This window comes from Paracoccus sp. TRP, assembly GCF_000185925.1.
Taxonomy (GTDB): Bacteria; Pseudomonadota; Alphaproteobacteria; order Rhodobacterales; family Rhodobacteraceae; genus Paracoccus; species Paracoccus kondratievae.
On the sequence record NZ_AEPN01000010.1, the window covers coordinates 1 to 19,338 of the forward strand.

Here is a 19,338-nt window from a genome sequence, read left to right on the forward strand (position 1 = left end):
ACATAACATTCGCCGCAACATGTTCGGTCTTATGTGGAATTCCACATAACACCGACGCCGCCACCGGCGACCATGGCGATCTGCTCGACATCATCCGCGAGGCGCTTGGCCTCGTCGATTTCAAGGATGTGGCCGAGGAAGCGCGCCGTTTCCTCAGTCTCCCGCATCCCTCGCCGGAACAGACAGGGACACCGACCGGCAGGACATCGAGCATTGCCGTCGGTTCGCCCGAAGCGTCGCGGCGGCTGTTCGCCATGTCGCAGCCGATCCCCGGCACGCTCGCGGCGACCTACCTCAGCGGGCGGGCAATCACGTCGCTCATCGGCGGCACCGCACTGCGCTACCATCCCCGGTGCTATTATCGGCCCGACGAGCATTCGCCCACGGAGATCTGGCCGGCGATGATCGCGTCCGTCACCGACCTTGACGGGCGACAGACCGGCGCGCACCGCACCTGGCTCGCCCCGGACGGCTCGGGCAAGGCGCCTGTCGAAACGCCGAGGCGGGCGATGGGCGACCTTCTCGGACACGGCGTCCGCTTTGGCGTTGCCGGCGATGTGCTGGTCGCCGGAGAGGGCATCGAGACCGTGCTGTCGCCCCGTCAGGTTCTGCCGCACATGCCGATGCTGGCGGCGCTCTCGGCCGCACACCTCGCCGCCATCCTGTTCCCGGCGACGCTACGCAGGCTCTATGTCCTTCGCGATCGTGATCCGGCTGGGGACGGCGCGAGAGACAGCCTGATCGCCCGAGCCGCGAGCGTCGGGATCGAAGCGGTTGCGATGTCGCCAGCGCGCGAGGACTTCAACGAGGATCTGCGCTGGCGCGGCGTCGATGCCCTCCGGGCGGCCCTGAAGGATCAGCTTCATCCCGTGGACGTCAGCCGGTTCATGGAGGGGTGAGAGGATCGGCGGGGGGATGGGGCAAAGCTCTGAATGGCTCCGCCTGCCGTCTCCGCTCATCATCGGGAACACCCTTCCCGCGTCGGAGAGGGCGCCCACGGCCTTCTGAGGGGGCGATCGGCTCACAAACGGGCCAGCCGGGCAATGGCGCTGCGCTTTCGGCTATTTTCCGCCGGCGGGGCAAGCCCCGCCTTTGCATCGCGAAGCAAAATAGCCGGCTTGGCCATCAAGGCCCTCGCGGGAGCACGAGGGCTGCCAGGCCGTCCCGCCCGTGAGCTTCGACGCCTGCGAAGGCCGCGATGGGCGCGGTCTCTAGACGAAGGATGCTCCCGATGATGAACGAAGACGATGACGCAGGCTTCGAGCCGTTCCACACCTCATCCCCCACCGATCACGTCCTCACCGAACTCCAGCTCTATGGCTACCGCCCTTTCCAGGACGAACCCGATCCGCGTCCGCTACCGGAGGGCAACACCGTCGCCGCAGCCGTCGCAGACATCTTCGACGCCCTCGTCTCGACGCTCGGCGACACCCGCCTCGAACCCGATCTCGACGATCTCCTCTGGTCGACGGTCAATCTCTTCCATCGCGCCGCCGACCGGGTCGAACGCGAACTCGACGACAACGAGCAGGGGCAGCGCCGCCTTCAGCGGGAACAGGATGGCAGCGAGGTCAAGAGCGTCGAACTCGAACGCCTCACGGCGGAGGGACAGACCCTGGTCGAACGGCGCAACAGCATGGAACTCTTCCGCGACCTCTCGGCGGACGCCTTCGAGCACCACACCGGCACGCCCTGGCGGCCGCGCAGCGGTTCGATGGTCAACCATCGCAACCTCACCTCGGCAATGATCGACAGCCGCGATTTCCTCGCCGCTAAGCGCCGGGCCGAGACCGAGGTGCTGCTGCCCGCCGGTCCCAGAGTCGCCGTCACGGGCGGTGCGGACTTCAACGATCACAACCTGATCTGGACGAAGCTCGATCAGGTTCATGCCAAGCACACGGACATGGTGCTCCTGCACGGCGGCTCGCCGAAGGGCGCCGAACTGATCGCCTCCCGCTGGGCTGACAGTCGCAAGGTGCCGCAGGTCGCCTTCAAGCCCGACTGGACGAAGCACGCCAAGGCCGCGCCCTTCAAGCGCAACGACGCCATGCTCGATGTCCTGCCGGTCGGCGTCCTGGTCTTCCCCGGCACCGGGATTCAGGAGAACCTTGCGGATAAGGCGCGCAAGCTCGGCATTCCAGTCATGAAGTTCGACGGCGGCGCGTAAAGCGCCGCCGCTCGGCGGCCTGCCAGCCGCCTCTACTTGACTGAACACGAGGTTGATGGCTTTCTTGAAGAATATTTGCAGCAACGGCGAACTGGCATAGTCGCAGGCGGAGCGTATTATCCGGCAGCCTGTGGTGATCCTCAATCGTTCATGCGGAGGCTGCCGTGACCCTCATCCTGCTTGCCATCTCCCTGACGATCGCGCTTTGCGTCATCGCCTACAACTTTGCCATCTACGCCTTGCCGTTCATGGTCGGGCTGACGGCCTTTCAATATGTCTATGGAATGGAGGCCGGCTTCCTGTTGTCGGCGCTCGCCGCCCTCGGCGCGGCGCTGCTATCCGTGGCGCTGGTCATCGCCGTCGTAGGCTTTGCCAAGAACCCGGCCTTGCGGCTTATCGCCCTCGCCGTATTCGCGGTGCCGGCGATGATCGCCGGTTATGCGCTCGTGCATGGCGTCACGAAGAATTTCGTCGACTCGACGATTATGCTGAACCTGCTCGGCGGCGCCGGCGGTCTCTTCATCGGCATAGCGGCGATGCTCAATCTCAATGCGCTCGGTACAGGCGTCCTGTCTCGCTGATGCGATCGCGAATCGCCGCTCGTCACAAAAAAATCTGCGCCGGTTTGCACTGTTGGGCTTCCGGCATCCTGCTCTGAGGAATGGCGCCACCGGCGCTGTAAGGGCCAGGGTCTTCGCTCCGATTGGCCCCGCTGTGGAAGTCGGTCATCGGCTGATACCCTCCCAGCCTTAGCAAGGTCGCCACTCTCTGCTTCGTTCCCCTCCGTGTCGTGGCGTCCGCGAACACCTTCATGCTCTCCAGCCCTGCAATTCACTGGATCGCACCTTCGGCCGACGGGGTGGAACAACGCCATACATCCTGGAGCCCAATAGCCGTTTCGTCCTGGTCCCGGCTCGCCTTCCGACTGGCGGCGTGCTGCGGCTCGTGACGGCGATCCCGGCGGCGCGCACCCCGCTCTGATGCGGGTTTCATATCGGGGCCTGTAGCGCCCTCGTTGCCGGGAAGGACGAACGGTTCTGCTGTGCGTCCCCGGTGTGAGCTTTCCGAGGCGCCAATCCCTCCGACTGACTGATCCCCTAAGTCCGTTCGGTTTCCGACCGCAACCCCCGCGGCTCCGGACCGTGTTGCCGCGCAAGCGCGGCTGCCCGCTCCACTCCGGGCCTTAAGGGCGAGGTGCCGCCAAGGCGGCACTTGCTGGCGTCTCCCGACGGCCTTGGCCGGGTCTCGTCGGAGGGATGGTCCCTTCGAGAAGCAACGGAGACTTACAATGCAGAACATCGTCATTCTTGCCGGCAACATCGGCCAGGACCCCGAAACCCGCAACACCCAGAGCGGCACCTCGATCACCCACTTCACGCTGGCCACCTCGCGCCCCCGCTACTCGGAAGGCAAGGTTGTCCGAGACAAGGACGGCTATCGCGTCCAGGACACCGAATGGCACCGGATCACCGCCTTCAACGGCCTCGGTAAGACGATCCAGCAGCATTGCGAGAAGGGCATGAAGGTTCTGGTTCGCGGCCGCATCCACTACACCAAGTGGACCGATCAGCAGGGCGTTGAGCGCTACGGCTGCGAGATCATCGCCGAGACGGTGGACTTCCTCAGCCGGGCAAAGCAGACCCAGAACGAAGACGGCAAGTTCATCGACGACGATGACATCCCGTTCTGAGCGGGATACCGGGAGCCCGGCGGCGCAAGCCGCCGGGATTTCCTAATTGTCTGGCGTTCCTGGCATGAGTCGTCGTCTTCCGGCAGCACGATAAGCCTCGAACAATCTCTCCTGCTCGCCTTGGCTTGGAGAGAGAACCCAGCACTGCCCGAATCGCCCCCGCCACTGACCAGACGTCAAATCTCTAGGAACACCGATTCTGGGTCGCTTTCCACTCCAACTCCGTCTATAATAGCCGTAGTTCTGGCGTGACGTTGACGCACGGTGGGAGGTGATCATGCATGATCACTTCCCGACAAACACGGGCCGCGCGCGCATTACTGGGTTGGACACAGGAGATGCTCGCTGACAAGGCCAAGGTTTCGCTGACGGCGCTCAAGCGCATGGAGTCGGCCGCTGAACTGCGTGTGTATGAAAGCACCAGCGACCAGGTCCGCAGAGCGCTTGAGGCCGAAGGAATCGCCTTCATCAGATCGGGCCGCAACGAAGGGGTTATGCTTGTCGATGTGCACGAAGCAGCCGAACGCAGCAGAGTCCGGTAATTCCCACCCTTCTACCGCCTCCCGCTTGTCATCGTCGCGCTGTAATGGTGCTTAAGAATAGCAACCGCCATCCCAGAGTGTCACGTGCCGACTAATGACCACAATTGATTTCCTCGACGAAGCCCCTTCCATGCTGTCGCTCACCGAATATGACCGACAGCACATCAAGCTCTATGCTCGTCTGCTGGACGCAGAGGCAGATGGAGCAGACTGGCGCGAAGCGGCCGAGGTTCTTTTCGGCATCTGTCCAACGACTGAGCCGGACCGCGCTCGCCGCGTCCACGACAGCCATCTGGCTCGCGCACACTGGATGACCGAGCATGGCTACCGGCAGCTCAGGCGCGGCCGGCCTCATTAGATCCCGTGTTGTCTCAAGTGCAACGCCTGTTGCGCCTTGCAACCTTCCCAAGAAATAGAATCCCCGGAATCAATTCGCTCTGTACGCGTATTCGCTGAACGGGGAGGATTAAATGACGCCCGATACAAGAGAATGGCGATCATCAACTACATACGACTATCTCGATCGGGCAGATGTAGATGCACTGGCGTGGGAGTGCCTTCGGCGCAATCTCGATTACCAGCGCGACTACGCAAACTCCATCCGCATGGCCTCCGAACTCGGGCCTGAGACCGAAGCGATCGGCGATCGCTGGGGTCTCCGATTTCCCCGCCAGGCCCAGCCTGAATGCACTCGAACAACCTGTTTTCTGGACGCCGGAAGCTGACACCAGCGTAGTCCATATCGGACCCGCCCCGGAAATTGAGCAGGTCAGCCCTCGCATTTTCGAGGATATTCGCTCGGAAATCAGCCGCAGTTCAGAGGAAGGACTGCATATATCGGTTCTCACCGGAAGCGGTCGCCTGCACCTTGTCGCGAGAGCGGGTCTCGAGCCGACGCAGTCCATCGCCGCCATCATTCCGCTCGACGCCCACAGCCTGGATCGTGTCCAGTCACTGATCAGACTCTGGCGAAGCCTTCACGGCCTGCCTGTGCCACAGGACAGTCGGATGACGGCGCAGCAGCGCCGTCGTCTCAAAAACATGCTGCGCGCCGCTGACGGCCGTTTGCACAACGCCGACTATCGCGAGATCGCCGAAGCGATTTTCGGCGTTGAACGCGTTGCCAGCGACCCCTGGAAAACGTCCGCGCTCCGGGACGCTGTCCTCGATCTGGTCAAGGACGGCTTCGCGATGATCGACGGCGGTTACCGCAAGCTTCTTCGCCACCGCCGTCGTTCGTAACCTGCGCTACTAGGGCAAGGTGTGCGAATTAGGCCCCCCCAAGTTCGCACTCCCCCTTCGCTATTCTTCTTCGCCACCGTGGCCTTCGTTCGCCGCTGATCGCCAGCGGCTCCCGCGAAAGCCACGGAGGCCACCATGAACGCCAATCTCGCGACCCTGCCGCCGCGCTTCCTCCGCACCAAGGAAGCCGCCGAATTCCTCAGTCTCTCGGCCCGTACCCTCGAAAAGCACCGGACCTACGGCACCGGGCCGGCCTATCGCAAGCTTGGCGGGCGCGTCGTCTATTCCGTCAATGAGCTTGAGGCATGGGCTGAACGCGGCGCCGTGACGTCCACCTCCGATCCGCGGGGCAGCGTGCTGCCCGCGAAACGCCATGAGCCCGCACCGGCATCCCATGCCGGCCGTCACGCCCGCTGATCCGCGCGGTCTTTTCAATGACGACGCGGCATCGCCCATCTCCGGAGCGCGGACAACTCGATCTGTTCCACGCGCTCCCTGGCGATTTCGCGCCCCGCGACGCGCAGGACCTCATGGCCTATCCGTTCTTCTCCCTCTCCAAGTCACACCGCACCGCGCCGATCGATTTCGTCGCCGGCGACGTGAGCATCCGCGTCGAGGCGGTTCCCGATCATGGCATGGCCACAATCTGGGATGCCGACATCCTCATCTGGGCGGCGAGCCAGATCGTCGAAGCGCGCGACAAAGGTCTTCGCACTTCGCGCCTGATGGCCGCCACCCCCTACGAGATCCTCAATTTCATCGGCCGCGGCGTATCGATGCGCGATTATCAGCGCCTCAAGGCTGCCCTCGACCGGCTGCAGTCGACCACGGTCGCAACCTCGATACGGCAAGCGGCCGAAGGCCGCCGCCACCGTTTCTCCTGGATCAATGAATGGCAGGAGCGCACCGATCGCCAGGGGCGTCCCGCCGGCATCGAGCTGATCGTGCCGGACTGGTTCTACCGCGCCGTTCTCGACGATGCGCTCGTCCTGACCATAGACCGGGACTATTTCGGTCTCACTGGAGGCCTCGACCGCTGGCTCTACCGCATTGTGCGCAAGCATGGCGGCAAACAACGCAATGGCTGGCGCTTCGACTTCCGCCACCTGCATCAGAAATCCGGCAGTCTTTCGCCATTCAAGCGCTTCGCGTTCGAGCTGCGCGACATCATTCGCCGCCAGCCATTGCCCGGCTACTCGCTGTTCCTTGAGGTCGAAGTCGGCGGCCGGTTGCTGCTTGCTTTCGAACCATCGGCGGCCTGTGGACAACCTGTGGACGGCCTCGTGCTATCAGGAACCCGACCTATCGTGCTATCGGGAACCGGAGGCTCGTGCTATCGGGAACCGAAACAGGGTGTAAGCTCTGGAAACAAAAAGCGAAATCGCGCCCTTAACTTAGAGTCTAACCAAGAATCTAACTTTGAAGAGCGCGCGCGCGATGTGGAAAACATCGCCGGAAGGCGGCCGAACCAGGCCAAAAAGCCATCACTTCAAGCGCATGTAACCGATCAGGCTCTTCGTAGCTCCGCCTGTACGGACCGCTCTTCCGGCCACGCGCATCGCACCTTCGGCGACGAGCCTGGAGGCGCGAAATGATCGTCGCACTTCTCAATCAGAAAGGCGGCGTCGGCAAAACGACGCTCGCGCTGCATCTTTCCGGTCAATGGGCGCGTGAAGGCAAGCGCATCACCCTGATCGATGCCGACCCGCAGGGATCGGCGCTCGACTGGTCGCAGCAACGCACCCGCGAGGGCCTGCCTCGCCTGTTCGGCGTCATCGGCTTGGCGCGCGACACACTTCATCGCGAGGCGCCCGAGCTCGCGCGTGACGCCGATCACATCGTCATCGACGGACCACCGCGCGTTGCAGGTCGTATGCGTTCGGCGCTGCTCGCCGCCGATCTTGTCCTGATCCCTGTGCAGCCGTCACCTCTCGATGGCTGGGCCTCGGCCGAAATGCTGGCGCTGCTCGCAGAGGCCCGAATCTATCGGCCGCAACTCCTCGCCCGCTTCGTACTCAACCGCTGCGCTGCACGCACCGTCATCGCCCGCGAGACCGCCGAGACACTGGCCGATCACGATCCGCCCCTGATGTCGGCAACGATCGGCCAGCGTGTCGCCTTCGCCGACCTGGCGCAGTCCGGACGCCTCGTTTTTGAGGCCGACGACAATAGCGCGGCCGCGCGCGAGATCGCCGCCCTGACTGCGGAAGTCGGGAGGTTGGCGCCATGACCAAAGCCAGCTCCCGGCGCGGCTTCGTCGCCCGGCCTTCCAATCCAGACGACTGGATCAAGTCCGCTGAACCGGGGTCGCCCGGTCCAGCTTCCAGCACGGGCTTCACCGCAAGGCTGACCATCGACGTTACGCCGGAGGTGCGCGGTCGCATCAAGATCGCCGCCTTTCAACGCGGCGTCACCGTCGCCGACATGCTTCGCGAATTGCTCGCGCGCGAATTCCCCCAATCGCCAGGAGACCCGTCATGACCGGCATCGCGGCCCCCCGCATGCGCGGCGGCTCGATGCCGTCGTCTTTCCAAACCGACCGTCTCACCCACGTCGAGCTGACATGGGTGGAAAAGCAGATCGAATACTGGATCAGGTTCGGTCAAGACGTGCAGGAGACGATCCTTGATCGCCGCCGCCGCGTCCTCTCCTTCAGGCCCGGCACGACTTTCGCCTTCGTCCGGTGGGCGTCCAACGACTTCGGCACGATCATCTCGCGCATCGATATCGTGCGCGCCATCACGCCCGGCGAAGCCTATCAGACGCTGCCCTTTGTACGCCCCGGCGGCGACATCCTGCTCAAGATCGAAAGCTGGCCGAAGGTCGAACGCGTGCTGCAGCTCATCGACGCGATCGAGGCCCTTTCGCTCGATCCGGCCGAAGCCGCGCCAGACTATTGGCGGCATGTACACAACCGACTGAGCGCCGGCCAGGACGCACGCCGCTACTCGCGCGATCAGCACCAGGCGTGGCTTAAGCGTCGGAGGATCGCGCCATGACCGACCTCAAATGGGCCATGGCGACGTTCGTAGCGTCCAGCGCGATCGCCGTGACGACGTGGATCGACGCCCCCACCAAACTCATCTGGAATGCCTCGGCCAGCACCCCGATCGGTTTCTATTCGGTCGAACCTGCAAAGCGGCTCGAAGTCACCGATCTGGTCGCCGTCGCTGCGCCGGAACCGATTGCGAGCTTCCTCGCCGATGGCGGATACCTGCCGCGCGACACGCCGCTCCTGAAACGGGTCCTTGGCCTTCCTGGGCAGACCGTCTGCCGCTCCGGCGTCCTGATCAGTGTCGACGGCGTCGCGATGGGAACGGCACTCCAACGCGACCGCATCGACCGACCGCTCCCCGATTGGCAGGGCTGCCGCATCGTCACGGACGGCGAGATCTTCCTCATGAACTGGGACGTTCCCGACAGTCTGGACGGCCGCTATTTCGGCCCGATCCCGGCCAGCGCCGTCATCGGCCGCGCGGTTCCCTTGTGGACCGACGAGGACGGCCACGGCCGCTTCGAATGGCGGGCGCCAACGCGGTGATCGCCCAGCCTGAGGCGGGCGTGGTGCTCGCCCAATCCTTCTCCACCGCATCTTGAAAGGAAACCGCCATGCCGCAAATCGGCGAATTCACCCGCGAGGAATCTGGCTTCACCGGCCGCATTCATACGCTCACCCTGTTTCGCGAGATCACCATCGTTCCCGTCGATCCTTCGGACGTCGAGAACGCGCCGAGCTACCGCGTCCATCACGGCGCGGACGATAACGCACCGGAGATCGGCGCGGCCTGGACGGAGTCCAGCGAAAAGGCTGGCGAATATCTGTCACTGCTGATCGACGACCCCAGCTTTGCGCAGCCGATCCGTGCCCGCCTGTTCCAGAACGGGGCTGATACGACCTCCTGGTCTTTGCACTGGAGCCGCCCTCAGAAGCGCGGCGAACGGGAATAGCGCATGCGGATCGCTCGCACGAACCCCGCATCGCCGATGTCAACCGGGCGGCCTCGCGCTGCCCGGTGCATCATCCTCTTCCTCCTTTCCGGCCTGTCTGTTTCCGCCGCGCCGCCGCTCGACGTACTGGCGCAGAGCGCTCCGTCGATCGCGCAGCCAACCCACGATCCTCACGCCGCCTTCGTGACCGAAGCCTCGCAGCGTTTCGGCATTCCCGAACACTGGATCAGGTCGGTGCGCCGCGTCGAAAGCGCCGATGACGTGGGCGCCGTCTCATCGGCGGGCGCAATGGGCCTGATGCAGGTCATGCCCGCCACCTGGGCGGAATTGCGCGTCCGTTATGGCCTTGGACGCGATCCGTTCGACCCGCGCGACAACATCATCGCTGGTACGGCCTATCTGCGCGAAATGTACGATCGCTACGGATCGCCGGGCTTTCTTGCAGCCTATAACGCTGGACCCGGACGCTATGAGGAATACCTCGCGGGCCGCCCCCTTCCGGCAGAAACCCGCGCCTATGTCGCCACGCTCGCGCCATTGATCGGCGGGGCTAACCTGTCGCCACCCGCACCGGGGACCGTCACTGTTGCCGCCGCCGATCCGCACGCTTGGCGGCGAGCGCCGCTCTTCGTCACGCCGTCAGCCCACGGTCTGGATGCGCGCAAAACGATATCCGAACCGCAAGAAAACGACGCCCGGACTGCGCCGTCATCGGGCGAAGGTCCCACCAATTCTGTGCAAAGCGGCAGCATTTTCGTTGCCCGTGCCGACGATGGAGACCCGCAATGAGCCGGTTCGCATCATGGCGCACCTTGGCGTGTTCCAGAGAGCGTTGTGCGGAAGGGTGGGAGGAGCAGAGAGCAACGACAGCAGGACGGCGAGATAAAAGGGCCTCGCCATATTCGCACAAGCCATTGACATGGCTTGGCTTTTGGCGTGCCGGTCGGTCGGGTCGCGTGCCGCGACTGCTGTTTTACCCAGCGATTTCAACAGTGTTTTCGGCACTGTGCGCCTTCGCGCCGTCTCGGGAGGCCCTCCCATGAGCGAGGGCGACAGCGATTTCCGCGTCCGCCCAGGACGCATCAAATCCACGCGCGCACCCAAGTCCAAGAGCTTCATCAATCAAGTGCTGAGGGCTTCGAAGAAGGCCGGACACAGCTCTGGCGAAGGGCAGACCGCCAAGAGAAGCGCCGGCCGTGGTCATTCAACCTTCGGGCGTGGACGAACCAGCTTCAGCCGTTCGCGCATATTCACTGCTTCGCGCCGTGTCGTCATCAAGGCGCGCGTGGTCCGCCATCAGGGCAAGTCATTCCGCTCCGCGCCACTCTCGGCTCATGTGTCCTACCTGAAGCGCGAAGGCGTCAGCCGTGATGGGGAGAAGGGGGTCTTGTTCGACGCGACGAACGAGCGCGCCGACGATCTCGCCTTCTCCGACCGATGCAGGGATGACCGGCATCATTTTCGATTCATCGTCTCGCCCGAAGACGCGGGGGACATGACCGATCTGCGAGAGTTCACCCGCGACCTCGCCAACCAGATGGAATCGGATCTGGGCACCAAGCTCGACTGGGTCGCCGTCGATCACTGGAACACCGACAATCCGCATGTGCATTTGCTTGTGCGCGGCGTCGACGAGACCGGCGCCGATCTGGTCATCTCGCGCGATTACATCAGCCGCGGCCTGCGCTCCCGCGCCGAGGATCTTGTCTCCATCGAACTCGGCCCCAAGCCCGAACATGAAATCCGCAACGCGCTGGAAAAGGAAGTCACCGCCGAGCGCTGGACACGGCTCGATGTCGAAATCCGCATCGCCGCCGACGAGACCGGCTTTATCGACCTGCGCCCCGAGGCGAACGGCAAGGCCGATCCCTCGCTGCGCCGCCTGATGATCGGCAGACTCCAGCATCTCGAAAGGATGGAGCTCGCGGCGCAAGGCGCTCCAGGGGAATGGACCGTCGGGCTGCAGGCCGAACGCACACTGCGCGATCTCGGCATTCGCGGCGACATCATCAAGACCATGCACCGCGCCTTCACCGAGCGTGGTCAGGATCGCGGCGTCAGCGATTACACGATCGACGGCAGCGGGGCGGGTTCACCCGTTATTGGCCGCCTGGTCGATCGCGGCCTGCATGACGAGCTGACCGGCGAAGCCTATGCCGTGATCGACGGCACGGACGGCCGCGCGCACCATGTCCGCTTCCGCGGGATCGAGGCCTTCGAGCATGCGCCCCCGATTGGCGGCATCGTCGAGGTACGTCGCTTCGGGGGCCCAGACGATCCCCGGCCGACGCTGGCGCTCGCCAACCGATCGGACTTCGATCTCAACCGCCAGATCACGGCGCCGGGCGCGACCTGGCTGGATCATCGCCTGGTTGAGCGCGAGGCGATGCCCATGTCGATGGGAGGCTTCGGCGCTGAGGTGCGCGACGCCATGCAGGCGCGCGCCGAGCATCTGGCCGATGAAGGCCTTGCCCGCCGGCAGGGCCAACGCATCCTGCTGCAACGCGATCTCCTCAATACGCTGCGGCAGCGCGAGCTCGATGCCGTTGGCACGAAGCTCCAGAGCGAACACGGACTGCCGTACCAGAAAGCGCAGGCCGGCGAGCATGTCGCCGGTGTCTATCGCCAGCGTATCGCACTCACCTCGGGCCGCTTCGCCATGATCGACAATGGGCTCGGCTTCCAGCTCGTGCCCTGGACACCGCCGCTCGAAAAGAAGCTCGGCCAGCATATCGCCGGCGTCGCCAAGGGGCATGGCGGCATCGAGTGGAGTCTTGGCCGCCAGCGCGGCCTGGGCCTCTAGCACCACAAGCAGCAAGAAAGGACCCGGCGAATGTCCGCCACCAAAATCCTCTGGGGCCAGATCCTCACCGTCTTTCTGATCATCCTCCTCACCACCTGGGGCGCGACGCAATATGTCGCCTGGCAACTTGGCTATCAGGCCCAGCTCGGCACACCATGGTTCGAGCTTGCCGGGACGCCGATCTATTATCCCCCTGCGATCTTCTGGTGGTGGTACTTCTTCGACGCATATGCGCCGGGCGTGTTCGCCAAGGGCGGCGTCATCGCCGCATCAGGCGGCTTCATCGCCATCGCGGTCGCCATAGGCATGTCGGTGTGGCGCGCCCGCGAACAGAAGAACATCGAAACCTATGGCTCGGCTCGATGGGCGAAGCCGCAGGAGGTGAAGGCGGCGGGCCTGCTCAACCCTGACGGCGTCGTCCTCGGTAAGCTCGATCGTGACTATCTTCGCCACGACGGACCGGAGCATGTTCTGTGTTTTGCTCCGACCCGATCCGGCAAGGGTGTCGGCCTCGTCGTCCCAACCCTGCTGACCTGGCCGGGCTCCGTCGTCGTCCACGACATCAAGGGCGAAAACTGGCAGCTCACCGCCGGCTTCCGCTCGAAGCACGGTCGGGTGCTGCTGTTCGACCCCACCAATCCGAAATCGGCCGCCTACAATCCTCTGCTCGAAGTGCGGCGCGGCGAGTGGGAGGTGCGCGACGTCCAGAACGTCGCTGACGTCCTGGTCGACCCCGAGGGTTCGCTGGAGAAACGCAATCACTGGGAAAAGACCAGTCACTCTTTGCTGGTCGGCGCCATCCTTCACGTCCTCTATGCCGAGAAGGACAAGACCCTCGCCGGCGTCGCAGGTTTCCTGTCCGACCCGAAGCGCCCGATCGAAACCACGCTGGCGGCGATGATGACCACGCCACATCTCGGCGAGGCCGGCCCGCACCCCGTCATCGCTTCAACGGCCCGCGAACTGCTCAACAAATCCGACAACGAGCGCTCCGGCGTCCTGTCCACCGCCATGTCCTTTCTGGGCCTGTACCGCGATCCCGTCGTCGCTGAAGTGACACGCCGCTGCGACTGGCGCATCGCCGACCTGATCGAGGACGCGCGGCCGGCCACCCTCTACCTGGTGGTCCCGCCATCCGACATCTCGCGCACCAAGCCGTTGATCCGGCTTGTGCTCAACCAGATCGGTCGCCGCCTGACCGAGGATCTGCACACCAAGGCCCGGCGGCACCGCGTGCTGATGATGCTCGACGAGTTTCCGGCTCTCGGCCGCCTCGACTTCTTCGAAAGCGCGCTCGCCTTCATGGCCGGCTACGGCATGAAAGCCTTCCTCATCGCCCAGTCGCTCAACCAGATCGAAAAGGCCTACGGCGCCAACAACTCGATCCTCGACAACTGCCATGTCCGCGTGAGCTTCGCGACCAATGACGAGCGCACCGCAAAGCGCGTCTCGGATGCGCTCGGCACAGCCACCGAAATGAAGGCGATGAAAAACTACGCCGGGCACCGTCTGTCGCCCTGGCTCGGTCATCTCATGGTGTCGCGCTCTGAAACCGCGCGTCCGCTGCTGACCCCCGGTGAGATCATGCAGCTTCCGCCCAACGATGAAATCGTCATGTTGGCGGCGACCCCGCCGATCCGGGCCAACAAGGCGCGCTACTTCGAGGACAAGCGCTTCGTCGAGCGCGTACTGCCCCCGCCGGACCCGGCTAAAACCAGTCGCACGACGCGCAAGGACGCCTGGACAGAGCTGAAGCCGCAGGCGCCGGACGCTGCGCTGCTCGCCGAGATCCAGAAGGCCGAGCAAGACGCGGCCAATAGCGGCCTTCGTCGAGAACCCGAGCTTCCCGATCATGTCGCCATCGTCAAGGAAACGACCGATCCGAACCCTGCCGACGAGTTCAAAGCTCTGCTCGACGACGAACCCGAGGACGCCGCGCGCCAACGGCAAGCGCTTCGCCGCCACATGACTGGAATCGCCCGCCAGGTCGCCATGGACCCCAACGACAATATGGAGCTCTGAGCCATGCGCGACCGCATGAATGTGTACTTTCCGCCTGAGATGCTGCGCCAGATCGCCGACCTCGCGGACCGCAAGAAGATCTCGCGCTCGGCGATCGTCGAGGCCGCGGTCGCATCGTTTCTTTCGCCTGATGGAGCAGACAAGCGCGAAGCCGCCCTCACACGCCGTCTCGACCGCATGACCAGGCAGATCCAGCGCATCGAACGCGATCTCGGCATCACGGCCGAGACGCTTGCCCTATACGTTCGCTTCTGGCTGTCGGTCACGCCGCCGCTGACCGGCGACGCCAACTCAGCTGCGCAGGCGAAGGGCCGCGAACGCTACGAAGGGTTTATCGAGACGATCGGACGGCGCCTCCAACAGGGTCAGAGCTTCTTGCGTGAGATACCCGACGATATCGGTTCGGACGATCAACGCGAGAGCTGAAGAGTGGCGGGGCGGCAGCGACGGCTTTTGAGCACATTGCTGTCATCTGGCTTGGTTCAGCTTTCTCTCGATAAAGTCGATGGCGGCCGCGACCCCATCCTCGGCACGGATAGCTGTTCCAATTTCGGCGGCACGGGCGCGCATGCCGACATCGTCCATCGCCAGAAAGGCGGAAGCCAGGTCCTCGGCTGTCATCGCATCCTTGACGAGGGGCTTTGGCCCCACCCCAAGAGCAACGACGCGACGCGCCCAGAAGGGCTGATCACCGAGAAATGGACAAATGGCCGTGGGGTTGCCCGAACGCAAAGCAGCGCCAGTGGTCCCAGCACCGCCGTGATGTAGCGTTGCGTGCATAAGCGGAAGGAGCCGGTCGTGCGGAGCGCCCGAGATGACATGGATATGCCGACTCGGCTCGATCTGCCCGAGCGCACCGCCCGCGGTCGCGAGCAACCCCCGCTTGCCCGCTCGCTTCAAACCGTCGACCACGAGACTTGCCAGCCGTTGCGGATCAACACCGGGCATGCTGCCGAAGCCGATATAGATCGGCGGATCGCCAGCCGCGAGGAAATCAGCAAGCTCCGCGTCGGGCTTCCAATCCGGCGTATCGAGGAACCAATAGCCGGTCACTGCAACGTCTGCGCCCCAGTCTTTCGGCTTTTGCAGTACGTGCGGACTGTAACCATAGAGTGTTCCACTCAGCGGAGCTGATTTGCCGCGAGCAGAAGTCCCCAGCGCCTCAGCTCGCCATGCCCGGATTGTCTTTGCAAACAGGATGCGTCCGCCGTGGATCATCAGCGCATGACTTACCCGATTGAGCGGTCCAAGCGAACCGAACGGAAGGATAGGTGTTGGAAAGGCTGACGTGTAGGAGAAGCCCGGCAGCGGAGATGCGAGGAAGAGCGGAATGCCGAGCTTCGCCGCGATATGGGGTGCGCCGAGCGCCTTGGGGTGGAACAAAATCGCTTCAGGAGCGAACATACGAGCGGCATCCCACTCGGCATCAAGCAGCTTTCGGCCTATCTCGCGATAGTACCGCAGCAGCTTGAAGCCGGCTCCAAAACCAGCGCCCGAGCTGCCGATAGCCTTTTTCGCTTCGGCGGTTTCGAGCAGCTCTATGAACTCAGATGGCAAAGGCGCAAACGCAACGCCTTCGGCCGTTGCCATCTCGGCGAACTGGGCAGGCGCAACAATCAGCACCTCATGCCCGCGCGCTTTGAGCCCACGAGAAAGCGCGAGATAAGGCTGAATGTCGCCGCGCGTGCCGAGCGTGTGGATGGAAAGACGCATCCTCTTATCCCTGTAAAGGTCGCCGATAATGCAACGTATTGAGTGTTACGATTTGCGCTCCAACGACGTGGCCAAGGCGGAACTCGCCCGCCTGCGATTAGAAATCCTCAGGATAAAGTACCCCGCCAATCCGGCGATCAGCGAACCAAACAAAATCCCGAACTTGGCGCGGTCCTGTAATGCAGGATCGTCAAACGCCAATAAGCCGATGAACAGACTCATCGTGAAGCCTATTCCGCATAGCAGCGCAACGCCAAGCGTCTGCCCCCAGCTTGCGGCGGCAGGGAGATCGGCAAGCCGGGCTTTTACCAGAATGGCTACGGTACCGAACACGCCGACCACCTTCCCGACAACTAGACCAGCCGCCACGCCGAGTGTGAGCGGCTCGATCAAGACCCCCGGCGTCACGCCCGCGAAGGAAACCCCAGCATTGGCAAAGCCGAAAATCGGGACGATCAGAAAGGCGACCGGCTTTTGCAGAAGATGTTCGAGCTGATGCAGAGGGGAAGCCGACGGCGAGGCTTCAGGGGTTCCGGGTGTGAGGCGGATGGGAACGGTCAACGCCAGTACAACGCCAGCCAGGGTGGCATGAATACCTGAGCGCAGCACCAGCACCCAGAGCACGGCCCCAAGAATCAGATAGGGCCAAAGGCGCATGACGCCGGACCTGTTCATCACAGTCAGCGCACCGACAACCAGCATCGCACCGGCTAACGCGGGAAGACTCAAATCGGCGGTATAAAACAGGGCAATCACGATGACGGCCCCGAGATCGTCGATGATTGCGAGCGCCGCGAGGAAGATTTTCAAAGACGCTGGCACCTTTGGCCCGAGCAGCGACAGCACACCGAGTGCAAAAGCTATATCGGTTGCGGCCGGGATCGCCCATCCACGCATGGCGGCAGTGTTGCCGAGATTGAAGGCAACATAGATCAATGCGGGAACAGCCATTCCGCCCGCGGCCGCAGCGCCGGGAAGCAGCCTCCGGCTCCAACTCGACAATTGCCCGTCCAGCATCTCCCGCTTGATCTCAAGCCCGACCAGCAGAAAGAACACGGCCATCAGCGCGTCGTTTATCCAGTGCTGAACGCTCAATGGACCAACATAGGCGCGTAGCGCGGCAAAGTAGCTCTCGGCGACTGGCGAATTCGCCGTCAGGATGGCGAGCGCTGCAACGACCATGAGAACGATGCCGCCAGAGGCCTCATTGTCGAGGAACTGCCGGAGCGTGGAATTGATGCGCCCGCGATTGGGGCTGACAGGCTGCGTTGAGGCCATAGGGCTGCGTCCTCTGGGAAAGAGTTGTTCTCTTCTCCGTATTAGGGCGAGACCCTGGCGCACGCAGCACACGCCATGATGTCCCTATCATACCCAAACTGCGGGGCATCGCCAGCGAAACCGTGTCGATTGCGTCGCATTTTTTGGATTCGCGTCGCGACCACTCCCTGACCGCACATGCTTTTCAGTAAAGCACTGTCCGCCGTTCTCCTGTATTTGCACGCCACGCTACTACTCCGACAAAGACTTGTTGAATCAGCCCAACTTCGGGCTCTTTTAATCATCCCCGATCCAGGGCCGGCTGAACGGTCCCTGGCCGCAAGGGGACGACATGGCGGCATCTCACCAGAAATCGGAAGCGATCACGCGCGGCGCGCGCATGCTGCGCACGGCCCTTGGACCGGCCATCGCGCGGTTTCTGGAAGATCCGTCGATCGTCGAGGTGATGCTCAATCCTGACGGCCGGCTCTGGATCGACCGGCTGTCCGAAGGACTGTCCGACACAGGAGAGCGTCTGGCGCCCGCAGATGGCGAACGGATCGTGCGACTCGTCGCGCATCATGTCGGCGCCGAGGTCCATCCGGGCAATCCGCGGGTGTCAGCCGAACTACCCGAGACGGGGGAGCGGTTTGAGGGTCTATTGCCCCCAGTTGTGGCGGCGCCGGCTTTCGCGATCCGCAAACCTGCTGTCGCAGTCTTCACGCTCGACGACTATGTGGCCGCCGGAATCATGTCGGCGGACCAGGCCGAGACGCTTCGCGGGGCGGTCGCCGCCCGGGCCAACATCCTTGTCGCCGGCGGCACCTCGACCGGAAAGACCACACTCACCAATGCGTTGCTCGCCGAGGTCTCCAAGACCACGGATCGCGTCGTCATCATCGAGGACACGCGCGAGCTGCAATGCTCCGCTCCCAACCTGGTCGCCATGCGCACCAAAGACGGTGTCGCCACCTTGTCGGATCTGGTGCGGTCCTCGCTGCGATTGCGCCCAGACCGCATTCCGATCGGAGAGGTCCGCGGCTCAGAAGCTCTCGACCTGCTCAAGGCCTGGGGAACGGGTCATCCGGGCGGCATCGGCACCATCCATGCCGGCACAGGGATCGGTGCGCTGCGCCGCCTCGAGCAACTCATCCAGGAAGCCGTCGTCACCGTCCCAAGGGCGCTGATCGCCGAGACCATCGACCTCGTCGCTGTTCTCGCTGGTCGCGGCTCGCAACGCCGGCTCGCCGAACTTGCGCGCGTCGATGGCCTCGGCCCGGACGGCGACTACCGCGTCACTCCCGCAACCTCAGCCTCAAGCCCAACAGGAGATCCCTCATGATCCGTCACGCCCGGCGCATCCGTCGCCATGTCACGGCGGCAGCAGCCGTCACCTATGCGACCCTGATCCTCACCCCGGCCGCTCACGCTTCCGGTTCGTCCATGCCCTGGGAAGCGCCGCTTCAATCGATCCTGCAATCGATCGAGGGCCCGGTCGCCAAGATCGTCGCGGTCATCATCATCATCGTTACCGGCCTCACACTGGCCTTCGGCGACTCGTCCGGCGGGTTCCGCCGTCTGATTCAGATCGTGTTCGGTCTGTCGATCGCGTTCGCCGCATCCAGCTTCTTTCTCTCCTTCTTCTCGTTCGGCGGCGGGGCGCTTGTGTGATGGCGGGTAGGCTGGAACAGCTCGACGAGGTGCCGGGCTTCACCGTGCAGGTCCACCGGGCGCTAACCGAGCACATCCTTCTCGGCGGCGCACCGCGCTCAATCGCCATCATGAACGGCACTTTGGCCGGAGCCGTTGGCCTCGGTCTGCGCCTCTGGCTTGTCGGTCTCGCCATCTGGGTTGTCGGCCACTTCGCCGCCGTCTGGGCCGCCAAGCGCGACCCGCTCTTCGTCGAGGTCGGCCGGAGGCATCTGCGCATCCCCGGCCACCTGTCGGTCTGAGG

Annotated in this window: 24 protein-coding genes; 22 read left to right on the forward strand and 2 right to left on the reverse strand. The window is 63.7% G+C overall.

All coding sequences use genetic code 11. The features are described 5' to 3' along the window. From PARACOCCUSGL_RS20415 to PARACOCCUSGL_RS0108120, 19 genes are all read left to right on the forward strand, one after another. A partial coding sequence (locus PARACOCCUSGL_RS20415; RefSeq protein ID WP_010395068.1) for a toprim domain-containing protein occupies window positions 1–899 on the forward strand: 899 nt, incomplete at its 5' end. Between the two features lie 335 nt (window positions 900–1,234). Beyond that, window positions 1,235–2,167 (forward strand): DUF2493 domain-containing protein, encoded by a 933-nt coding sequence (locus tag PARACOCCUSGL_RS0108035; protein ID WP_010395073.1) that lies wholly within the window; start codon window positions 1,235–1,237, stop codon window positions 2,165–2,167. A 164-nt stretch (window positions 2,168–2,331) separates the two neighbouring features. Beyond that, window positions 2,332–2,748 (forward strand): hypothetical protein, encoded by a 417-nt coding sequence (locus tag PARACOCCUSGL_RS0108040; protein ID WP_010395074.1) that lies wholly within the window; start codon window positions 2,332–2,334, stop codon window positions 2,746–2,748. 707 nt (window positions 2,749–3,455) lie between these two features. Continuing rightward, on the forward strand, window positions 3,456–3,857 hold the full coding sequence (locus PARACOCCUSGL_RS0108050; RefSeq protein ID WP_003167746.1) for a single-stranded DNA-binding protein: 402 nt from the start codon (window positions 3,456–3,458) through the stop codon (window positions 3,855–3,857). A 281-nt stretch (window positions 3,858–4,138) separates the two neighbouring features. Next, a complete protein-coding gene (locus tag PARACOCCUSGL_RS0108055) occupies window positions 4,139–4,399 on the forward strand; it encodes a helix-turn-helix transcriptional regulator (RefSeq protein ID WP_029371814.1) in 261 nt (86 codons plus the stop codon). A 94-nt stretch (window positions 4,400–4,493) separates the two neighbouring features. After that, on the forward strand, window positions 4,494–4,757 hold the full coding sequence (locus PARACOCCUSGL_RS0108060; RefSeq protein WP_029371816.1) for a DNA -binding domain-containing protein: 264 nt from the start codon (window positions 4,494–4,496) through the stop codon (window positions 4,755–4,757). A 112-nt stretch (window positions 4,758–4,869) separates the two neighbouring features. Further along, window positions 4,870–5,124, forward strand: coding sequence for a transcriptional regulator domain-containing protein (locus PARACOCCUSGL_RS22680; protein WP_083825825.1), 255 nt, complete (start codon window positions 4,870–4,872; stop codon window positions 5,122–5,124). A gap of 190 nt (window positions 5,125–5,314) precedes the next feature. Continuing rightward, window positions 5,315–5,641, forward strand: a complete 327-nt coding sequence (locus tag PARACOCCUSGL_RS22685; RefSeq protein ID WP_083825826.1) for a DUF2285 domain-containing protein — start codon at window positions 5,315–5,317, stop codon at window positions 5,639–5,641. Window positions 5,642–5,776: 135 nt separating this feature from the next. Further along, entirely contained in the window at window positions 5,777–6,058 is a 282-nt protein-coding gene (locus PARACOCCUSGL_RS0108070) for an AlpA family transcriptional regulator (RefSeq protein WP_003167739.1), read from the forward strand. A gap of 17 nt (window positions 6,059–6,075) precedes the next feature. Continuing rightward, complete coding sequence (locus tag PARACOCCUSGL_RS0108075) at window positions 6,076–7,236, forward strand: replication initiator protein A (RefSeq protein WP_029371818.1); 1,161 nt, start codon at window positions 6,076–6,078, stop codon at window positions 7,234–7,236. Beyond that, window positions 7,233–7,871, forward strand: coding sequence for a ParA family partition ATPase (gene parA, locus PARACOCCUSGL_RS0108080; protein ID WP_010395094.1), 639 nt, complete (start codon window positions 7,233–7,235; stop codon window positions 7,869–7,871). The genes PARACOCCUSGL_RS0108075 and parA overlap by 4 nt, the downstream gene beginning before the upstream one ends. Continuing rightward, the gene (locus PARACOCCUSGL_RS0108085; RefSeq protein ID WP_010395097.1) at window positions 7,868–8,122 is read left to right on the forward strand and encodes a hypothetical protein; all 255 of its coding nucleotides are present in this window, start codon (window positions 7,868–7,870) and stop codon (window positions 8,120–8,122) included. Before parA ends, PARACOCCUSGL_RS0108085 begins: the two co-directional genes overlap by 4 nt. After that, on the forward strand, window positions 8,119–8,640 hold the full coding sequence (locus tag PARACOCCUSGL_RS0108090) for a DUF2840 domain-containing protein (protein ID WP_003167735.1): 522 nt from the start codon (window positions 8,119–8,121) through the stop codon (window positions 8,638–8,640). Before PARACOCCUSGL_RS0108085 ends, PARACOCCUSGL_RS0108090 begins: the two co-directional genes overlap by 4 nt. Then, entirely contained in the window at window positions 8,637–9,182 is a 546-nt protein-coding gene (locus PARACOCCUSGL_RS0108095) for a S26 family signal peptidase (protein ID WP_010395099.1), read from the forward strand. The genes PARACOCCUSGL_RS0108090 and PARACOCCUSGL_RS0108095 overlap by 4 nt, the downstream gene beginning before the upstream one ends. 68 nt (window positions 9,183–9,250) lie before the next feature. Continuing rightward, window positions 9,251–9,589, forward strand: a complete 339-nt coding sequence (locus PARACOCCUSGL_RS0108100) for a DUF736 domain-containing protein (RefSeq protein ID WP_003167733.1) — start codon at window positions 9,251–9,253, stop codon at window positions 9,587–9,589. Between the two features lie 3 nt (window positions 9,590–9,592). After that, window positions 9,593–10,378 (forward strand): lytic transglycosylase domain-containing protein, encoded by a 786-nt coding sequence (locus PARACOCCUSGL_RS0108105; protein ID WP_010395103.1) that lies wholly within the window; start codon window positions 9,593–9,595, stop codon window positions 10,376–10,378. A gap of 250 nt (window positions 10,379–10,628) precedes the next feature. Further along, entirely contained in the window at window positions 10,629–12,392 is a 1,764-nt protein-coding gene (locus tag PARACOCCUSGL_RS0108110) for a DUF3363 domain-containing protein (RefSeq protein WP_010395105.1), read from the forward strand. Window positions 12,393–12,422: 30 nt separating this feature from the next. After that, complete coding sequence (locus PARACOCCUSGL_RS0108115) at window positions 12,423–14,414, forward strand: conjugal transfer protein TraG (protein WP_010395107.1); 1,992 nt, start codon at window positions 12,423–12,425, stop codon at window positions 14,412–14,414. Window positions 14,415–14,417: 3 nt separating this feature from the next. Next, window positions 14,418–14,840 carry a CopG family transcriptional regulator gene (locus tag PARACOCCUSGL_RS0108120; protein ID WP_010395110.1) on the forward strand — a complete coding sequence of 141 codons (423 nt, stop codon included), beginning with the start codon at window positions 14,418–14,420 and terminating at the stop codon, window positions 14,838–14,840. A 42-nt stretch (window positions 14,841–14,882) separates the two neighbouring features. Here PARACOCCUSGL_RS0108120 and PARACOCCUSGL_RS0108125 read toward each other — a convergent pair whose 3' ends face one another. Both PARACOCCUSGL_RS0108125 and nhaA read right to left on the reverse strand, forming a co-directional pair. Then, window positions 14,883–16,127, reverse strand: coding sequence for a glycosyltransferase (locus PARACOCCUSGL_RS0108125; RefSeq protein WP_010395113.1), 1,245 nt, complete (start codon window positions 16,125–16,127; stop codon window positions 14,883–14,885). Window positions 16,128–16,172: 45 nt separating this feature from the next. Next, complete coding sequence (nhaA, locus tag PARACOCCUSGL_RS0108130) at window positions 16,173–17,405, reverse strand: Na+/H+ antiporter NhaA (RefSeq protein ID WP_010395115.1); 1,233 nt, start codon at window positions 17,403–17,405, stop codon at window positions 16,173–16,175. A gap of 331 nt (window positions 17,406–17,736) precedes the next feature. Between nhaA and trbB the strand changes: the two genes are divergently transcribed. Genes trbB through PARACOCCUSGL_RS0108145 form a run of 3 tightly spaced genes read left to right on the forward strand, consistent with a single transcriptional unit; the run spans window position 17,737 to window position 19,336 of the window. Further along, the gene (gene trbB, locus PARACOCCUSGL_RS0108135; RefSeq protein ID WP_010395117.1) at window positions 17,737–18,726 is read left to right on the forward strand and encodes a P-type conjugative transfer ATPase TrbB; all 990 of its coding nucleotides are present in this window, start codon (window positions 17,737–17,739) and stop codon (window positions 18,724–18,726) included. Beyond that, window positions 18,723–19,055: a TrbC/VirB2 family protein gene (locus PARACOCCUSGL_RS0108140; RefSeq protein WP_003170525.1), complete on the forward strand. Its 333-nt coding sequence runs from the start codon at window positions 18,723–18,725 to the stop codon at window positions 19,053–19,055. Before trbB ends, PARACOCCUSGL_RS0108140 begins: the two co-directional genes overlap by 4 nt. After that, complete coding sequence (locus tag PARACOCCUSGL_RS0108145; protein WP_003170524.1) at window positions 19,055–19,336, forward strand: VirB3 family type IV secretion system protein; 282 nt, start codon at window positions 19,055–19,057, stop codon at window positions 19,334–19,336. The genes PARACOCCUSGL_RS0108140 and PARACOCCUSGL_RS0108145 overlap by 1 nt, the downstream gene beginning before the upstream one ends. The last annotated feature ends 2 nt before the right edge of the window (window positions 19,337–19,338 follow it).